15 protein-coding genes and 1 tRNA gene are annotated in these 16,072 nt (G+C 61.9%); 11 read left to right on the plus strand and 5 right to left on the minus strand.

From position 1 onward, the window contains the following. Positions 1–20: 20 nt before the first annotated feature. From HS101_14865 to HS101_14880, 4 genes are all read right to left on the minus strand, one after another. Complete coding sequence (locus tag HS101_14865; GenBank protein ID MBE7507549.1) at positions 21–1,175, minus strand: deoxyguanosinetriphosphate triphosphohydrolase; 1,155 nt, start codon at positions 1,173–1,175, stop codon at positions 21–23. Positions 1,176–1,182: 7 nt separating this feature from the next. Further along, complete coding sequence (locus HS101_14870) at positions 1,183–1,704, minus strand: HIT domain-containing protein (GenBank protein MBE7507550.1); 522 nt, start codon at positions 1,702–1,704, stop codon at positions 1,183–1,185. 142 nt (positions 1,705–1,846) lie between these two features. After that, the gene (locus tag HS101_14875; GenBank protein MBE7507551.1) at positions 1,847–2,467 is read right to left on the minus strand and encodes a hypothetical protein; all 621 of its coding nucleotides are present in this window, start codon (positions 2,465–2,467) and stop codon (positions 1,847–1,849) included. A gap of 55 nt (positions 2,468–2,522) precedes the next feature. Further along, positions 2,523–3,458 carry an amidohydrolase family protein gene (locus HS101_14880; GenBank protein MBE7507552.1) on the minus strand — a complete coding sequence of 312 codons (936 nt, stop codon included), beginning with the start codon at positions 3,456–3,458 and terminating at the stop codon, positions 2,523–2,525. A 333-nt stretch (positions 3,459–3,791) separates the two neighbouring features. On the opposite strand from HS101_14880, the gene HS101_14885 reads away from it, so the two are divergent. The 4 genes from HS101_14885 to HS101_14900 all read left to right on the plus strand — a co-directional run bounded on the left by HS101_14885 (position 3,792) and on the right by HS101_14900 (position 5,965). Further along, a tRNA-Tyr gene (locus HS101_14885) sits at positions 3,792–3,874 on the plus strand. Positions 3,875–3,933: 59 nt separating this feature from the next. Next, positions 3,934–4,539, plus strand: a complete 606-nt coding sequence (gene pgsA / locus HS101_14890) for a CDP-diacylglycerol--glycerol-3-phosphate 3-phosphatidyltransferase (protein MBE7507553.1) — start codon at positions 3,934–3,936, stop codon at positions 4,537–4,539. After that, a complete protein-coding gene (locus HS101_14895; GenBank protein ID MBE7507554.1) occupies positions 4,532–5,374 on the plus strand; it encodes an undecaprenyl-diphosphate phosphatase in 843 nt (280 codons plus the stop codon). The genes pgsA and HS101_14895 overlap by 8 nt, the downstream gene beginning before the upstream one ends. Positions 5,375–5,590: 216 nt before the next feature. Further along, positions 5,591–5,965 carry a hypothetical protein gene (locus tag HS101_14900; protein MBE7507555.1) on the plus strand — a complete coding sequence of 125 codons (375 nt, stop codon included), beginning with the start codon at positions 5,591–5,593 and terminating at the stop codon, positions 5,963–5,965. Between the two features lie 567 nt (positions 5,966–6,532). Here the strand turns inward: HS101_14900 and HS101_14905 are convergent. After that, positions 6,533–8,095 (minus strand): glycosyltransferase family 39 protein, encoded by a 1,563-nt coding sequence (locus tag HS101_14905; GenBank protein MBE7507556.1) that lies wholly within the window; start codon positions 8,093–8,095, stop codon positions 6,533–6,535. Positions 8,096–8,239: 144 nt separating this feature from the next. Here HS101_14905 and HS101_14910 point away from each other — a divergent pair, with 144 nt between their 5' ends. From HS101_14910 to HS101_14940, 7 genes are all read left to right on the plus strand, one after another. Next, a complete protein-coding gene (locus tag HS101_14910) occupies positions 8,240–9,013 on the plus strand; it encodes a glycosyltransferase family 2 protein (protein ID MBE7507557.1) in 774 nt (257 codons plus the stop codon). An 870-nt stretch (positions 9,014–9,883) separates the two neighbouring features. Further along, positions 9,884–10,576: a zinc metalloprotease gene (locus HS101_14915; protein ID MBE7507558.1), complete on the plus strand. Its 693-nt coding sequence runs from the start codon at positions 9,884–9,886 to the stop codon at positions 10,574–10,576. A gap of 140 nt (positions 10,577–10,716) precedes the next feature. Beyond that, the gene (locus tag HS101_14920; GenBank protein MBE7507559.1) at positions 10,717–12,039 is read left to right on the plus strand and encodes a serine hydroxymethyltransferase; all 1,323 of its coding nucleotides are present in this window, start codon (positions 10,717–10,719) and stop codon (positions 12,037–12,039) included. A 29-nt stretch (positions 12,040–12,068) separates the two neighbouring features. Then, the gene (locus tag HS101_14925; protein ID MBE7507560.1) at positions 12,069–12,734 is read left to right on the plus strand and encodes a hypothetical protein; all 666 of its coding nucleotides are present in this window, start codon (positions 12,069–12,071) and stop codon (positions 12,732–12,734) included. Positions 12,735–13,019: 285 nt separating this feature from the next. Beyond that, a complete protein-coding gene (locus tag HS101_14930; protein ID MBE7507561.1) occupies positions 13,020–14,375 on the plus strand; it encodes a GGDEF domain-containing protein in 1,356 nt (451 codons plus the stop codon). 122 nt (positions 14,376–14,497) lie between these two features. After that, entirely contained in the window at positions 14,498–15,406 is a 909-nt protein-coding gene (locus HS101_14935; GenBank protein MBE7507562.1) for a hypothetical protein, read from the plus strand. Beyond that, positions 15,403–16,065: a TetR/AcrR family transcriptional regulator gene (locus HS101_14940; GenBank protein MBE7507563.1), complete on the plus strand. Its 663-nt coding sequence runs from the start codon at positions 15,403–15,405 to the stop codon at positions 16,063–16,065. The genes HS101_14935 and HS101_14940 overlap by 4 nt, the downstream gene beginning before the upstream one ends. The last annotated feature ends 7 nt before the right edge of the window (positions 16,066–16,072 follow it).

Genomic DNA, 16,072 nt, shown 5'->3' on the forward strand with positions numbered 1-16,072 from the left:
TTTGACGGGGCTGTTGCGTCTTACTCGAAACTGGACGCCGAAAAGAGCCTGCGGTGCTCATCCTGACAAAACTGGTCGGTCATTCCGGCGATGTAGTCGCAGATGACGCGGCCGGGGCCCTGCTCGGGGATTCTCGCGGCGAATCGCTCGGGCATGAGGGCCGGTTCGGCCCGATAGGCGTCAAAGAGCTCGCGGATCAGGCGTCGGGCCTTGGAGTCCATGCGGATGACGCGGTGATTCTTGTAGAGCGACTCGAGCAGCATCGAGCCGAGGCGCTCCATCTCTTTTTCAAGGGCCGCAGAGAAGCCGATGAGTTGCTGCTGAAGGGACCGGACGTCGTCGACGGTCTTGACGCCGGCGGATTTGATTCGGCGGGTGCTCTCTTCGGCGGCGTCTTTGACGATGCGGCGGTTGATCAGGTCGAGGATGGGCCGGCGGATCGCGGGGAGCGGGGAATCGGGAAAACGCTTGCGAACATGATCGGCGGCTTCGCGCCAAAGGGCGCTGGCGGCGATGGCTTCCTCGGCCAGGGCGCCTTCGACGAGGCCGTCTTCGATGTCGTGAAGGGTGTAGGCAATGGTGTCGGCGAGATTGGCGACCTGACCTTCGAGGGGGGCGGAGGGGCCGGAGTTAATCAGCGCGGCGACGCCGTCACCGAGCGCGCGATTGCGGTCGGGTTTGTCGTACCAGGTCTGGTGTTTGAGGAGGGACTCGCGCAGTTCGAAGCTGAGATTCAACCCGCGGAAGGCGGGATAGGGATGCTCGAGATAGTCGACGACGCGGAGGGATTGCAGGTTGTGCTCGAAGCCGCCGGCGTCGGACATCAGTGCGGCGAGCGCCTTTTCGCCGGCGTGGCCGAAGGGCGGATGTCCGAGGTCGTGGGCCATGGCGATGCCGCCGGCGAGTCGCGCGCTGAGGCCGAGCAGGCCGGCGAGGCGCTGGGCCTGGGCGACGACTTCGAGGGTATGGGTGAGTCGGGTGCGGAAGTGGTCGCCGTGATCGGCGACGAAGACCTGGGTCTTGTGGCGCAGGCGGCGGAAGGCCATGCAATTCAGGATTCTCTGGCGATCGGTCTGGAAGGGGCAGTCGTCGAGCAGGTCGGTTTCGGCGTGGGCGCGGCCGCGCGAGTTTGCCGCGGAGACTGCATAGGTTGCCAGAGCCTCGCCACCAGACATCGGACGCCTAAGACCTTTCCGGCAGGCCCAGCATGGCTGCGCCGGCCTTGAGTCGTGCATAGCTCTGATTCAAGCCTTCCGGGATGACGCGGACGCCGCCCAGGACAGCCATGAAGTTTGTGTCGCCGTTCCAGCGCGGGACGACGTGTACGTGTAAGTGGTCGGGCAGGCCGGCGCCGGCACAGCGGCCGAAATTGATGCCGAAGTTGAAGCCGTGGGCCCCTACCACATGGGTCAGAAGCGTCTTCGCCTGCCGCGTATGGCCCATGAGCTCGGCGAGCTTTGCATCGGCGAAATCTGGCAGGTCGCCCTTGTGCGAGCATGACGCCACCAGCAGGTGGCCGTTGGTGTATGGGAAGCGGTTGAGGACGACGAAGAAATCGTCGGTTCGCCACAGGACCAAGTTCTCCGAGTCCTTTTCCGGCGCGGCGGCGTAGTCGCAGAGGAAGCAGCCGCCCGACTCTTCGGCCAGAGAATGGATGTACTCCATTCGCCAGGGGGCCCAGATATTTTTTGGAAATTCGTCCATGGCTTTTCGCGCTGCCTGGGGTAACTGGCGACTTTCGATGCCGATTGCCGCCGATTCGGTGGAGGGCCCATTTGAAGGCCGCCAACCCGAGCCACGAGATTACCTCGCCGTATCGGGAGCGTCAAAATCCGAGGATGACAGATTATTTTGCGGCGGCCACGTCCTGACTGGAGAGGGGCGGGCCGAGCTTTCTGCGGAGGGCGAGCTGATGTGAGACGACGGCGGCGCGGTCCTTTTGAGCTACGAAGGTGCCGGAGATGTGGCACGGGCCGAAGAGGTCGGCCGGGGCATTGACGAAACGGGCCGGACAGAGGGCGGCCGACTCCAGCATGCCGGTGACAGTTTGGCCGTCGTGAGACTCGTTGAAGGAGACGAAGCCGGCGCCTTCGTAGGTGATGCAATTGCGGCCGGTGGTGAGGCAGTAGACGATGTTCGCGTTGGTCTGCGTGCTTTCGGCGAAGGTCGAGCCGGGGATGGCGCGCCAGAAGACCTTGAGCTCAAGGGTCTGGGACAATCGGACGGGCTCGCCGGGGGTGGGAGTCGATTCGGGGGCTTCGTCCGGCGTGTCGACTTCGCGCGCTACGTAGGTCGGCGAGACGGTGAAGATGAAGGTGTGGTTCTTGCTGGAGTCGACGCAGAAGTATCCCGCGTCGAAGACCTCGCTGTAGCGTTGGGGGGCTGCGCTGTCTTTGAATGACTCAATTTCAAATTGGGTGATCGGCTTGGTGCAGCCCGACAAGAGGCAGAGCGATGCCGCAATCATTGAAATGCGGACTCCGCGCTGACCGCGCGAGAGAACTTCCCACCTGCAATGACCATTAGCCCTCATGGGTGTCAATCAGCTCCGCCTGGCCGGCCCGTTTTTGTGAGGACTGTCCGGTGATCCCGAGGAGGCCGATGGCGTCGCGTTCGACGATGCCGGCGAGGTGTGCCCGGGGGACGGTGGGCAGGTTGGTCCCGGTGACCAGTTGGTTGATTCGGTAGAGCGACTCGATGGCGGTCGTCGCTGTGGTGAAAGGGAAGTCGCTTCCGAAGAGGAGCTTGTCGATGACGCCGAACTGGTATGCGGAGAGCAGTGAGTTGTAGGCCTGCCAGGGACGATGGAGGAGCGAGCTGATGTCGGCGAAGACGTTGGGATGCTTGCCGAGCATGACGACGCACTCCTCGACCCACGGGTAACCCATGTGGGAGATGACCAGCTTCAGGTGCGGCAGTTCGCGGGCAACTTCGTCGAGCAGGACCGGCCGGGCGAATTCCATTTTGCTTTCGATGCGAAGGTGGCCGTGATCGATGATGACCGGCATGCGCAGGCGGGCCGCCTCGGCGAAGACCTGCATCGCCCTGCTGTCGGCGGGGTGGAAGTCCTGTGCGGCGGGCGAGACGGTAATGGCGCGCATGCCGTGAACTTCGTAGGCCTCGGAGACGTCCTCGATGGCCTCGGACAGGTTGGTCGGGTCCACGCCGGCGACGCCGATCAACTTGTCTGGATGCTGCCGGACGTATTGGGCGACGAGCGAGGTGGGAATCTCGACGCCGAGGTATCGGCTCTTGAAGCTGAGGACGAATGACTTGTCCACGGGATCGCTGGCGGCGAGATGGGTCGCGGTCGAGGCATCAGGCCATCCCCCTTCAAGCGGCATGGCCGAAATCCCCCGGCCCTGCCTCATCGAAGCATCCGGCTGGCGCAGACCCAGTTGCTCCGGCGATTCCCAGACGTGCGTGTAGCAGTCGATGATCATGATGGGTTGGTGCATCCTCCAAGGAGCCGGATTTCGGTCAGAGCATGGGTGGAATCTATCGGGGCGAGGGGGATTTCTCAAGAAAAGCGGCGGGAACTCCGGTTGACGGCGACGGCGCTGCGAATGGTCGAGCAAATCAATGGCTCGTTCCAATGGAGTGCTCGTCGCGCTGACCTCTGTTGTGTGCTTGCGGTCGATCGCGTGCGCGGGACTGCGGTTGATGGTATTGGGAGGGGCAAATTCGATGCGAGGGCGGGGGTCGCCCTTGATTTTTGGGGCGGGGTGCCCGATATTGCCGGGCTCGGCCTCCGGCGGGTGAATGAACCGTCGGGGGCGTAAAAAATCCCGGGGCGTGTGTCCGAGTGGCCAAAGGAGACGGGCTGTAAACCCGTTGGCTTATGCCTTCGCTGGTTCGAATCCAGCCGCGCCCAATCTTATATCTTTAAGCCCTTTTTGAAGAGCATTCGGCGGCTCGATCGCTCGGGTACGGATGAACATCCCCAATCAGATTACGACCGGTCGCCTTCTCCTGTCTCTGGTATTTCTCGGGCTCCTTTCGCAGTTTGAATGGTCCCATCGGGACGAGCACCTCTGGCTGATCAATTGGGCGTTCTGGATCTTCATCGTCTGCGCCGTGGGCGACATCGTCGACGGCTACCTTGCACGGCGGCACAACCAGATCACATCGCTGGGGCGGGTTCTCGATCCTTTCGCGGACAAGATTCTCGTTTGCGGCGGGTTCGTCATGCTGCTGGGGACCGGCTTCTACGACGCCGAGGGCAGGAGCGTGACCGGGCTTGAGGCGTGGATGGTCGTGGTGATTGTCGGCCGCGAGCTACTCATCAGCAGCCTGCGCGGATTCTCCGAGGCGTCGGGCAAACCGTATGCGGCGAACTATTGGGGGAAGGTGAAGATGGTGATCCAGTCGGTGACGGTGCCGTGGATCATCCGCACGCTCGGACCGGCGCGCGAGGTACCGTGGCTGATGACGGCCCGGGACGTGCTGATCTGGTCGACGATCATCGTCACGGTGCTTTCGACGCTTTCATATCTCTCTGCATCGCGTGCCGCCCTGCTGGAGAAGTCCCGTGGGTGACACCCTGCGCGCGGTCATTCTGGGGATCATCGAGGGTCTGACCGAGTTTCTTCCGGTGTCCAGCACCGGTCACATGATCGTGGCCATGCCGTGGCTGGGGATCGACGGCGAGGCGGCGCCTTGGCCGACGTTTCTTTATTTCATCCAGACGGGGGCGATCCTCGCGGTGGTCATTTATTTTTTTCGGCCGCTGATTGCGGCGTGCCTGACCAAGCCGGCCAATGGCTGGCGGAGTCATCTCATCAGCAAGCTGATCATCGCGATGATCCCGGCGGCGGCGATCGGCATTCCGCTGAATGACGTCGCCGAGGCCTATCTGGAGAAGCCGGTTCCCGTGGCGGCGGCGCTGATTGTCGGCGGCGTGGTGATGGTGTTGATTGAGCGCCGGTATCGCCGAACGACGGGGCCGCATGTGAATGACATCACGATCAGGCAGGCGTTTCTCGTCGGACTGGCGCAGTGCGTGGCGATCATTCCCGGCACGAGCCGTTCAATGGCGACGATCATGGGCGGATTGATGGTGGGGATGACCGGGTCGGTCGCGGCGCAGTTTTCTTTTTATCTGGCGATCCCGACGCTGCTGGGGGCGGGCATTCTGCGCATCTTCAAGCACCGGGACGCCCTGACCGGCGAGCACGCCCAGGTGATGATGATCGGGTTCGGTGTGTCATTTGTGGTGGCGCTGGCCGTCGTGGCGGCGTTTATGAGGTACATTCAGACCAAGCCGCTCTGGCCATTTGCCATTTATCGCATGGCCCTGGGGGCGGCGGTGCTGGCGTGGTTCTTCCTGCGGGCCGCGAATTCGGCCGGGCAGACGGCGCTCGCCGGGCTCTAAAGGCTGTCTCGACAGGCACTTACCCTCGCGGGCGGGCACTGGCGGAAATTCTCCATCTATTCAACTAACTTTTCCCGGCTGCTTCTGTCTATCTCATTGAGTTGTTCGGAGCCGGGGCTTTGAGCCGTGTGGCGACGAGTGCTTTGAGGTAAACTTTCTTCAGGTGCGCACTGGAACGGGAGGTATGACATGAACAGATTAACGCCGAGGACATCAATGGCCGCTGCTGCTCTGGTGGTGGGCTTCCTTTGGAGTACGCAGGATGCCAACGCCGACTGGGGCCGTCGTCGCTCGAGCGGTTATTACTACTCAAGCGGCTATTCGAGCTACGGCGGCTGCGCACCTGTGCGAATCGCCCCCTCGTATTGCGGGACGCGATCCTATTACAGCTCGGGCTATAGCTCCGGCTTCGGCGGCGGTTATGCCCGTCACGGTTATTACTCGCGCGGCAGCTATTGTGCACCTCCGGTTCGATCGTCCGGCTTCGGCTTCTCGTTCGGTTACTCCCGCGGCTCCTACGGCGGATATCGCCATCATGGCTACAACCGCAACTTCGGACATCGACGCCACCACCGCTCAAGCTGGCGCTAAGGCGCGACAGACGGTCTAAAAAATTACGTACACTCCGACCCGAGTCGATGACTCTCGCCGAGGCGGGATTCATTGGCTCGGGTTGTTTTCATTTCAGTGTGAACCATCGCAGGAATAAAATGGACCGCCGGCCGAGGGCGGCCGACGGTCCTGCGACGACGATAGGATTTTTTTTGCCGTGAGCCGGGAAGTGTCCCGTGCTCGTTCTTCGTCAGCCTTGGGGAAGTCCAAAGCCACCGAGAATCGCGCCAAGGATCTGCTGAAAGATTCCGAAGAAGCTCTCAAACAACGCCTGGAACGGGGCAAACAATCCACTCAGATCAAACAGCATTGAAACTAACTCCTCACGAGCCCGAACAGGGTTTGCGGCCCGGCACTATGTCGGGCGATTCGGATTGGAGTGAGGCATCAGCCGTGCCAGAGGGGGCGATTCGATAATGACCGGGGTTTTTTGGCTCTGGCGGGGTATGGACTGATGCGATTGGGAATAATTGCCCACCAGCCGCGGCGGCGGCAGAGAGGCCCGACGCGGAGGCGATTGGACCGCCCCACCGCCGGATGCCGCGCTTAGCGAAGCTGGATCACGCGGAAGGTGCCTGGGCACCCGATTTCCGCCGCTCCATCCGGCAGCGGCCTATCAACCGCCCCGTCATCGACAAAGGCGTAGGCGGGGCCGTTGCCGGGCAATGTTTGGGGGATGGTGTCGGCGTCCGACTCGATGAACTCGTTGACCGGTCTTCTGGACAAATAGCAGGCGCCGATGAGGACGAGCTTGGCGTTGTCACCGGGGCGCGTCACGCTGAGCACCCTTGCGTCGTTTGGCAGATGCTCGCGCTGCCAATTGGCCAGTTGCTCCATCTGGTCGACCCTGGCGATGGCCCGGGGTGCGCGACGATTCAAAGCGGCGTGGGTGTAGGGCAGTTCGATGAGTTGTCCGGCGAGACACACCGTTCCGATCGCGGCGCAAGCGATGGTGAGCGGCCTTTGATTGGAGGCGCGTTTCAAAACGCCAAGGAACAGCCAGCACGCGTAACCGCAGAGTATCGGGATCAGCGGCGTGACGAGACGGACGCCTTCGTTCCACGGCCAAAGCGCCAGCATTCCCATCGTGAGCAGAAAGAACAGATCGATCGGCGATCGAAGGCGGACAAGCCTGACCAGGGCCGCGACGATGAGACCACCCCCAATGATCCAGCGCGCGGTTGACGCGTGCGGGCCGGAGATGAATCGCCAACCGAGATGATTGGGCACGATCGCCTGGGTGAGGTCGGCGAGACGCTGGGGCCCGAAGACTGCCAGTCGGCGCGCCTGGAGTTCGATGCCTGTCGCGTCGGTTTGCTCGATTTCCCGTGGCGTCGTCCAGATGGTGCCATAGCTGTAGCCGGCGGGATAGGAGTTTTGTCTGAACGACCAGGCGGCCTGTGGGATCACGAAGCCGGCCACCACGAGCATCGTTGCGACGAGTTTCGCCTGACGGGTTGATCCGCGATTTGTCAGGCAGGCCAGGAACATGATCGGCGCGAGGACGATTCCCGCGGAGCGGACGAACGTGGCAATCGCCGCCAGGAGGCCGCCGAAGATCGCTTCCCAGTGCGAGACTGGTTTGTGTGTGCGCCATCTGGCGGCGAGGAGCAGACATGCGAGGGCGATGGGTGTGAAGGCGATCTCGGATTGCAGGGTCGCGGATTGATTGATCATTGGGCCGCTGGTCGCCACGAGCAGCGCCGCGACGGGGGCGCCGTACTTGCCAAGTTCAATTTGGAAGAGCTTCCATGTCAGCACGACCGTTGCGGCGAAGCATGCGGCGGCGGCAATTCGGAAAGCGCCGAGCGGCATTTCGCCGAGGGCCGACAATGGCGCGAGGAACATGGGGAAGCCGGGCGGCGCAATAAGTCGCTCCGCCGGAAGCCCGCCGGTGTCGTAAATGGACCGGGCGGCTGTCAGGTAGGTGAAGCTGTCCGGCGAGAGAATGGACCAATTTCCCCAAGTGGAGAGTGCGATGGCCGACGCGACAACCGCCAGGGCGATCGGCACTGCCCGGCTCCAGGCGCCGATGTTGCTGACAGCCTTTGTTGCTGACGCGGGGATGAATGTCGGTTGGACCAGGTTGGCAAATGCGGATCGGCTCATTGAGGGCTCCGGGACATCGGCAAGTCTTGCGCAGGGTGGTCGATAGCGCTCCGACTAGTTGTCATCGACGAATCGGCCGATACCTCCGAAGCGGTGCCCGTATTGATCGAGCACGATTTGCCCCATCCAACCTGGAGATCGCAGTTGGCAGACCCCTGTGAGACCATCGGGCCGACCCGACCGGAATTGTCCATCCTGATACCCGTCTATAACGAGCGAACGACGGTTTTGCGGGTGATTGAGAAGGTGCGCGCCGTGCCGTTCCCGGACGCCTTCGAACTTGTGCTTGTTGATGACGGCTCGACCGACGGCAGCCGGGAGCTTTTGCGCGGCCTTCCCGCGTCCCGCGACATGCAGGTGCACTTCCACGACGCGAACAGCGGCAAGGGTGCGGCGATCCGGACGGCGCTGGGTCACGCACGCGGGAGGATCGTTGTCATTCAGGACGCGGACGAAGAGCTCGACCCGCGCGATCTATTACCCATGTATGAGATCGTCTCATCGCGCCGGGCATCGGTCTGCTACGGCTCGCGATTTCTTGGCAAGGCGAACGGCTTTCCGCTGCGGCCGATTTATCTTGCGAATCGATTCTTGAACGGCATCTCAAATCTCCTGAACGGCCTGCGACTGACCGACATGAATACGTGCTACAAGATGATGCGCGTCGAGCTGGCGCGGCGGCTGGATATTCAGTCGCGCGGCTTTTCCATGGAGCCGGAGATCACCACCAAGCTTGCGCGGATGAACGTGGAGATCGTCGAATGTCCGGTGACGTATCGACCGCGTGCCCGAGCCGAGGGGAAGAAGATTCGGGCCGTGGATTTTGTCCGCTATCTGGCCGCGATGCTCCGGTTTCGGTTTTCGGGCAAGGCGCTGGAATCCCACATCCTGTCCGTATCTACGGCGCAGCCTGAATAAGAGGCGGCGTTCACGGCAACCCGACCTGGTAAAAAAGAAATCGCGGAGCGCGAACCCTATGACGGGCGGCTCCGCGATATTGAGGCGGCTGATGCGACGGGTGCGCCGATTCGGTCACGAGTGTTCGGGCCGGAGAGAGGAAGGAATCGTGACCGGACCTTTGGATAGCGCACCCGCCGCACATCCTCTGGCGTAAAAACGTGGCAACGATCGTGCCACGTCCGGGCGATCGGCAGGCGGGGTCAGTGCACGTCCGTTTCCGAGTCATTGCCGCCCAGAAAGGTTGAACATTGGGGAGAATTGTCTCGATGCAGATTGAAAACCGAGTCGGCCGTTGCAAGGGCGCTACTCTCCGCGTGCAAAGGCACCGGGAATTTTCAACAGCGACCCGTGAGAATCCGCATGGGCCCCGTCGGCGCGAGAAAGCGGTAGTAGGTTGGCGCGGAATTTCCTTGAATCCGCGACCTCCGATTGTTATTGTGCAGACCCATCGACCGGGTTGAGTCCGACCCTTGCGGCGTCGTGGAGTCGCCGCACGAATTCTCGGTCCGCGGACGGCCCATCGCCTTTTTCCAGAAGGAGTATTTTATGAGGCTGCGCACTTTCCCTGTTCTGGGAGTGTGTTTCCTGTTCGTTACTGCCTCGTTACCGGCCCAGGAGCCGGCTGAGGAGGGGCGCACCATTGCGCAGGAAAGCGTCGAGGTGGGTGATGGAGTTCCGTTTACGATTGAGGGCGTGACCTATCCGGACCAGGCGGCATTTGTGAATGCCGGGGCGAGATGCTCAACGGCCACGCCGTCGCTTGTGTCGCAGGTCGCGGTCGAGCAGAGCCTGCAAAACTTTATCAATCTTTTCGGGGGCGATGACGCGATGCCCCGCGGTTCGACGAACATTCAGGTGTGGTGGCACGTCATTCGCAAAGGAACCGGCACGTCGAACGGCGACATTCCGCAATCGCAGATCGACTCGTCGATTCAGGTGCTCAATAACTCCTACAACGGCCTGACCGGCGGCGCGGCCACGCGCTTCAACTTCGTTCTGGCCGGCGTCACACGCACCACGAACACCACCTGGTACACCATGAGCGACGGCTCTTCCGCAGAGTCGCAGGCAAAGAACGCGCTGCGACAGGGCAACGCCGCGACGCTCAACATCTATTCCTGCGCACCGGGCGGCGGCATCCTCGGCTGGGCCACTTTTCCGTGGTGGTACACCGGCAATCCGAAGGACGACGGCGTGGTCATTCTCTATTCCTCCGTGCCGGGCGGGACGGCATCGCCGTACAACCTCGGCGACACGGCGACACACGAAGTGGGCCATTGGCTCGGCCTGTATCACACCTTCCAGGGCGGATGCAGCGCGAACAATGACTACGTCTCCGACACACCGCGCGAGCGCTCCGCGGCCTTTGGTTGCCCGGTCGGACGCAACACCTGCTCACAGAGCGGCGTCGACCCGATCGAAAACTTCATGGATTACACCGACGACTCTTGCATGTATAAGTTCACCGCCGGACAGGCATCGCGCATGAGCAGCCTGAGTCTGCAATACCGAGGCCTTTAGTATCCATTCTCCCCAATTCGATCGATCTGGCGGCCGTGGCGATGCACTCGTCACGGCCGCTTTCATTGCCGATCCTCGCGGCTGGCCCTAAAGTATCGGGTGCCCGATGTTGATTGGTCATTGCTTCGAGGAAAAACGACATGGCTTCGCACGCGAACAACCCCATTGCCGACCAGGACCCGGAACTTTGGAAGGCCTTCGTGGCGGAAGAGGATCGTCAGGCGAATACGCTTGAATTGATCGCCTCCGAAAACCACGTCAGCGCCGCGGTTCTTGCGGCCGCCGGCTCGGTCTTCACCAATAAGTACGCCGAGGGCTACCCCGGCAAGCGATACTATGGCGGCTGCGAGAACATGGACGCGGTCGAGCGGCTGGCCATTGACCGGGCCAAGAGCCTGTTCGGCTGCGACCATGCCAATGTGCAGCCTCATTCGGGCAGTCAGGCCAATCAGGCGGTACTTCTGGCGGCGATGAATCCCGGCTCTCGTTTCGACGAGGCCGAGCAGAAAGAGAAGAACCCCGATCAGCCGGTTCGCACGCCCGGCGACATGATTCTGTCGCTGCATCTGGACCACGGCGGCCACCTGTCACACGGCAAGAACGTCAACATCAGCGGCAAGTGGTTCCGCGTGACGCACTACTTCGTCGATCGAGAGACCGGTCTTATCAACATGAGCGAGGTGCGGCGCATTGCCGTCGAGTGCAAGCCCAGGCTGATCATCACCGGCGCATCGGCGTATCCGCGAATCTGGGACTGGGCGGCCTTTGCGGAGATCGCCAAGGAAGTCGGCGCGATGTTCATGGCCGACATTGCGCACATCGCCGGGATGGTCGCGGTCGGGCTGCATCCCAGCCCGGTGCCGGTCGCCGATTTTGTGACCACGACCACGCACAAGACGCTGCGCGGCCCGCGCGGGGGATTGACGATGTGCAAGGAGGCGTGGGCCAAGAAGATCGACTCGGCCGTCTTTCCCGGTCTTCAGGGTGGACCACTGATGCATATCGTCGCGGCCAAGGCGGCGGCGTTCGGCGAGGCACTGAAGCCGAGCTTCAAGCAGTATCAGCAACTGGTTCTCGACAACGCCAAGGCACTGGCGGAGTCGCTCATGAGCCGGGGGCTCAATCTTGTCTCGGGCGGCACGGACAATCACCTCATGCTCGTGGATCTTCGCAAGCAATATCCGAACGTCAGCGGCGCGATGGCCGAGGACTGGCTCGGTCAGGCGGGTATTGTCGTCAACAAGAACATGATTCCCTTCGATGAGCGCAAGCCGATGGAGACCAGCGGCCTGCGACTGGGCTCGCCTGCCCTTTCGACGCGCGGCATGGGGCCTGACGAGATGCGAACCATTGCCGGTCTGCTCGACAAGGCGCTCGCCTCCTCCGGCGACAGCGGAAAGCTCTCGGCCATCAAGTCAGAAGTGCGGCAACTGTGCAAGCAATTTCCCATGCCGGCCCACTGATTTCTCTGACGCGAATCGTTGTGAGCCGAATGAAGCACTCCAACCACTTGGCGAATGGGCGGCGGGCGGCGACGTTCGCCTCATTGCTCGTGGTGATGTTTGCTTCCATTGGGTGCAGCGGCTCGGCCCGATTCGGTCTTGTGTCGCTCAACACGCGGGCGATAGATCCGCCGCGCGTCGAACCGTTTGAGTTTTCCGCGGACGAGTGTTACTGGTGGACCGACGACTCGGGTAATCTGCGCATTGCATTGCATGCGCGGCAGCGGAACCTCTTTCTCGGGAAGCTGGGGGTCGTGGATATTGATTTGTCCCTTTGTCTCGACAAGCCGCCGGCCGGTTTGGGTCGAGACTACCCGCTGCATCATCACGAGCCCCGCGTCATGATTCGATCCGTCATGCAGACTCAGCGATTCGCATCTGTCTCGGGCATTGCCAGCGTTCTGGTGAAACCGCGGGATCAGATGCACGGCAGTTTTCGCATTCTGCTAAATCCCATTTCCGAGCCGGGTATGATTTCGATTCTCCCTGCTAAGCCCGGTCCGGTCCTTTGCTATGGGACGTTTCGCGCGGTTCACGATGCAAAGCGCGGCGCCGCTCTTCTGAGTCAATCCGATGCGTCGATGTCCGGCAATCCGGCGGCGAGTTCACGGACTTCCCCCGGTGCGACGACCCGTCCTGCCCTCAAGGTTCAATAACAGTTCGCGGATAGCAGCAAGGGCCCGGCCGTCTCGCGGCTCGGAGACGCAGACGACCCTTCGCGTGGGTCGCGGGTCCGCATTTGTGATGACAGGGAAGTCGGAAAAAAGGCAAACAATCCCCCCCTGCTTAACCGTTCTAAATGCCGTGGAAGCCAATCGTATCGTACGTTTTTAATGTGCATGGCGCTGCCTCGGGCCACAGGTCCGTCGGCATCATGTCGCATTCTTGATCGGGCGCGCTGCATCGCTCGGTGGACGACGCGGCGACAGGGGGAATCCTTCATGCTGACAGACCGACCGGCAGTCAAGACCAGGCTCCAAGCGGGCTTTTGCGCATCCTTCCTTTTGCTGGCGGTTGTCGCGGCCTGTCTTCACCACTACATCGTATCGGGAAACGAGAGAACCGCTCGACTCGACGCCACAGGGCAAATCGGTCTTGCCCTCGCGAAGGGAATTCTCGACGACAACCTGCCTGCACCCGCGGTTTACGAGAGCATCTGCAAGCGGATCGCAAGCAGCTCCGCGGAGGTTCTCGCCGTTCGGATGTGGAACACAAAAGGGGAGGTGCTGAGCGAGACAGGATTGGAAGTCGACGGACTCGATCATCTGACTGCGCCGACCCTCGGCGCGCGGGGCGGCCCGATTTTGCAAAAGCAAATCCCCGACTGGACGGCCGCCGGCACCAAGGCGCTGATTTCGAGAGTGGATATCTCCATTCCGGGTCTTCCGGGAATTCGTCCGCCGTGCTCGCTTGCCTTGGCCGTCTCGGGCGTTCGTCCCGCGTGGACAGGGGCATTCTGGTCCTTCGTCGGCTGGTATGGCGGCGCATGTCTGCTCATTGCCGCGGGGGCCTGGGTGGCCATCCACCGGAGCATCTTCGCGCCACTGGAGGCCCTGGCCGGCACAGGCACGGACACCGGCGATCCCGGGACGGCCACAAACCTCACCGAACGCCAAGACGAATGGGGCATGATCGCCCGATCGCTCAGCGCCATTCGCCGGGAGATGCTGGAATGGCGGGATCACGCGAATAGAACTGAACGACGGCTAGAATCCCGACTCGCTGCGCAGACGCGGGAGATTCTCCGCGACCTGAAGCGATTTCAGCGGGAGGCATGGATTGACGCGCTGACCGGCGTGAAGAATCGGCGCCTACTCGAAGAAAAGCTGCCGGAGGTGTTCGCGGCGCAGCGGGCCGCGGGCCACGACCTGGCCATCGCCATGATCGATCTGGACAATTTTAAGAAACTGAACGACACCTGCGGTCATCAGTCCGGTGACGCCGTCTTGAAATTCGCGGGCGAACTGTTCCGACAATGCCTGCGCGGTCACGACATTGCCGTCCGCTACGGTGGAGACGAGTTCGTCCTGATTCTGCCCGGACTTTCGGCCAAGGAGGCCTACGCCCTCGTTCGTCGCATCAGCTCACTCTTCGTTCAACGAGCCAAGACGATGGCGGACGTTCAGATTCCCATCGGCTTTACCAGCGGCATCGCCAGCCTCGAGAACAACGAACCGCGAACGCCCGCCGATCTACTGGCCTGCGCCGACCACGCACTGTACCAGGCCAAAAAGTCCGGCCGAGGCCGGGCCCGAATCTGCGAGCCCAGTCACCAGGGCGCGGTTCGGTACCCTTAACAATCGCCTCGCGTGATGCTTTGTCATTCAGCACTTCCTGTCGCCGCGCTCGACAATCGACAAGTCACTACTATAATGCCCCCGAGATAAACCCTCGCACTCTTGCTAGATTGAGACGCCCATTGACGCCTACCCAACGATGCCTTTCGGCATGCCGCCTGTTATTCACCTTTTCGCTGCTTTTTGCCATCGCCGGTTGCGGAAAGGCGGTGCACTTTGTCGCCAATGTCGCGACGTCGGGCGATCCGTCTGAGGGAATGACCTACTACCTCGGCGGCGCGGGCCCCATCGGCAACGTCGGGTCGTTTGATGTGCCGCACGGACTTCAGGAAGGCGGCTATACCGGCGCCGTTGAAGTCATTACCTGGCAGGGCCTTACTCACGCCGGCGATCAAATGAATCTCGCCCGAAACCGCGAAAAGGGCACCGAGTTTGCCGCCAGCATTCGTACCTACCGACGCGCCCACCCGAATACGCGTATCAACATCATCGCCCTTTCGGCGGGCACCGGTATTGCGACATGGGCGCTGGAGTATCTGCCCGAGGGCGTCATGGTTGATCAAGTCGTCTTCCTGGGTTGCAGCCTTTCCAGTCGCTACGACATGACCCGGGCACTGCGGAGGATTCAGGGGCAACTCTATGTGCTCTACGCCCCGGGTGATCCCATTCTGGCGAAGGTCGTCTGGTACACCGGGACGGTCGATCGCGCGCCGGCCGAAGAGGGCGTCGCCGGGCTGCGCGGCTTCAGGCTTCCTGCCGTTCGGGGGCCCGATACCGAGCGCCAGTATTCCAAGGTACTCAATGTGCCCTGGCGGATCGACTTTTCCGACGTCGGCTATAACGGCGGTCATATCGATTGCACGTCCCGCCTATTTGTCCGAACCTATATCGCGCCGGTCATCATGGGGAATGACGAACCCCTGGTCGGCGAAGGCGACAGGCATGCCGAAAGCCCATTGGGTTTCACCGCGACGACGACGTCCCAGCCTGTATCTGTCAACGTTCAGCCCGTCGAAGGTCTCGTTCCGTGAGCAAGAAGGGAACCGGGCACCTAGGTTCGGAGCAACCGGGCAAGCTCACCGGGCGACTGTCGGCCCATGCGAGACGGCAACAACTGCTCGAGACTTCGATCGCCTGCTTCGCAGAGTTCGGCTATGAGGGAACCACGACGGCGAAGCTGGCGCGAGCGGCCCACGTCAGCGAGCCGGTGCTCTACCAGCACTTCCACAGTAAGCGGGATCTCTTTGTCGCGCTGGTCGATCAGGTCGGCAAGGAAGTCATTCGGGAATGGAAGAAGGCGATCGCCCCTTTGCGGTCGCCGCGCGACCAATTGCGCGTGCTGCTTCGGCTGAACCCGGCGACCACGGACCCGCGCACGCGGCTGCTCTACCAGGTGATCTTCGCAGCGCAGGCGCAGATTCACGAGCCGGAGATCGTCGCGGCACTTCGCGGGCACTACGAGCAGTATGCCCACTTTCTGACCAACGTTATTAAGAAGGCTCAGCGAGCCGGACAGGTGCGTTCCGACGTATCGGCCGTAGGTCTGGCCTGGCAGCTCATCCACGCTGCCATCGGGTTTGCACTCATTAAGCCATTGGAGATCGAGGGGCACGCCACGCCGGCCACGGTCGAACAGGCGATCGGCCTGCTCATCGAGCAGCTTGCGGGGCAGCGCGCTGAGAATGAGTGAAGGGGAA

The sequence above is a fragment of the Planctomycetia bacterium genome, from assembly GCA_015075745.1.
GTDB lineage: Bacteria > Planctomycetota > Phycisphaerae > UBA1845 > UTPLA1 > UTPLA1.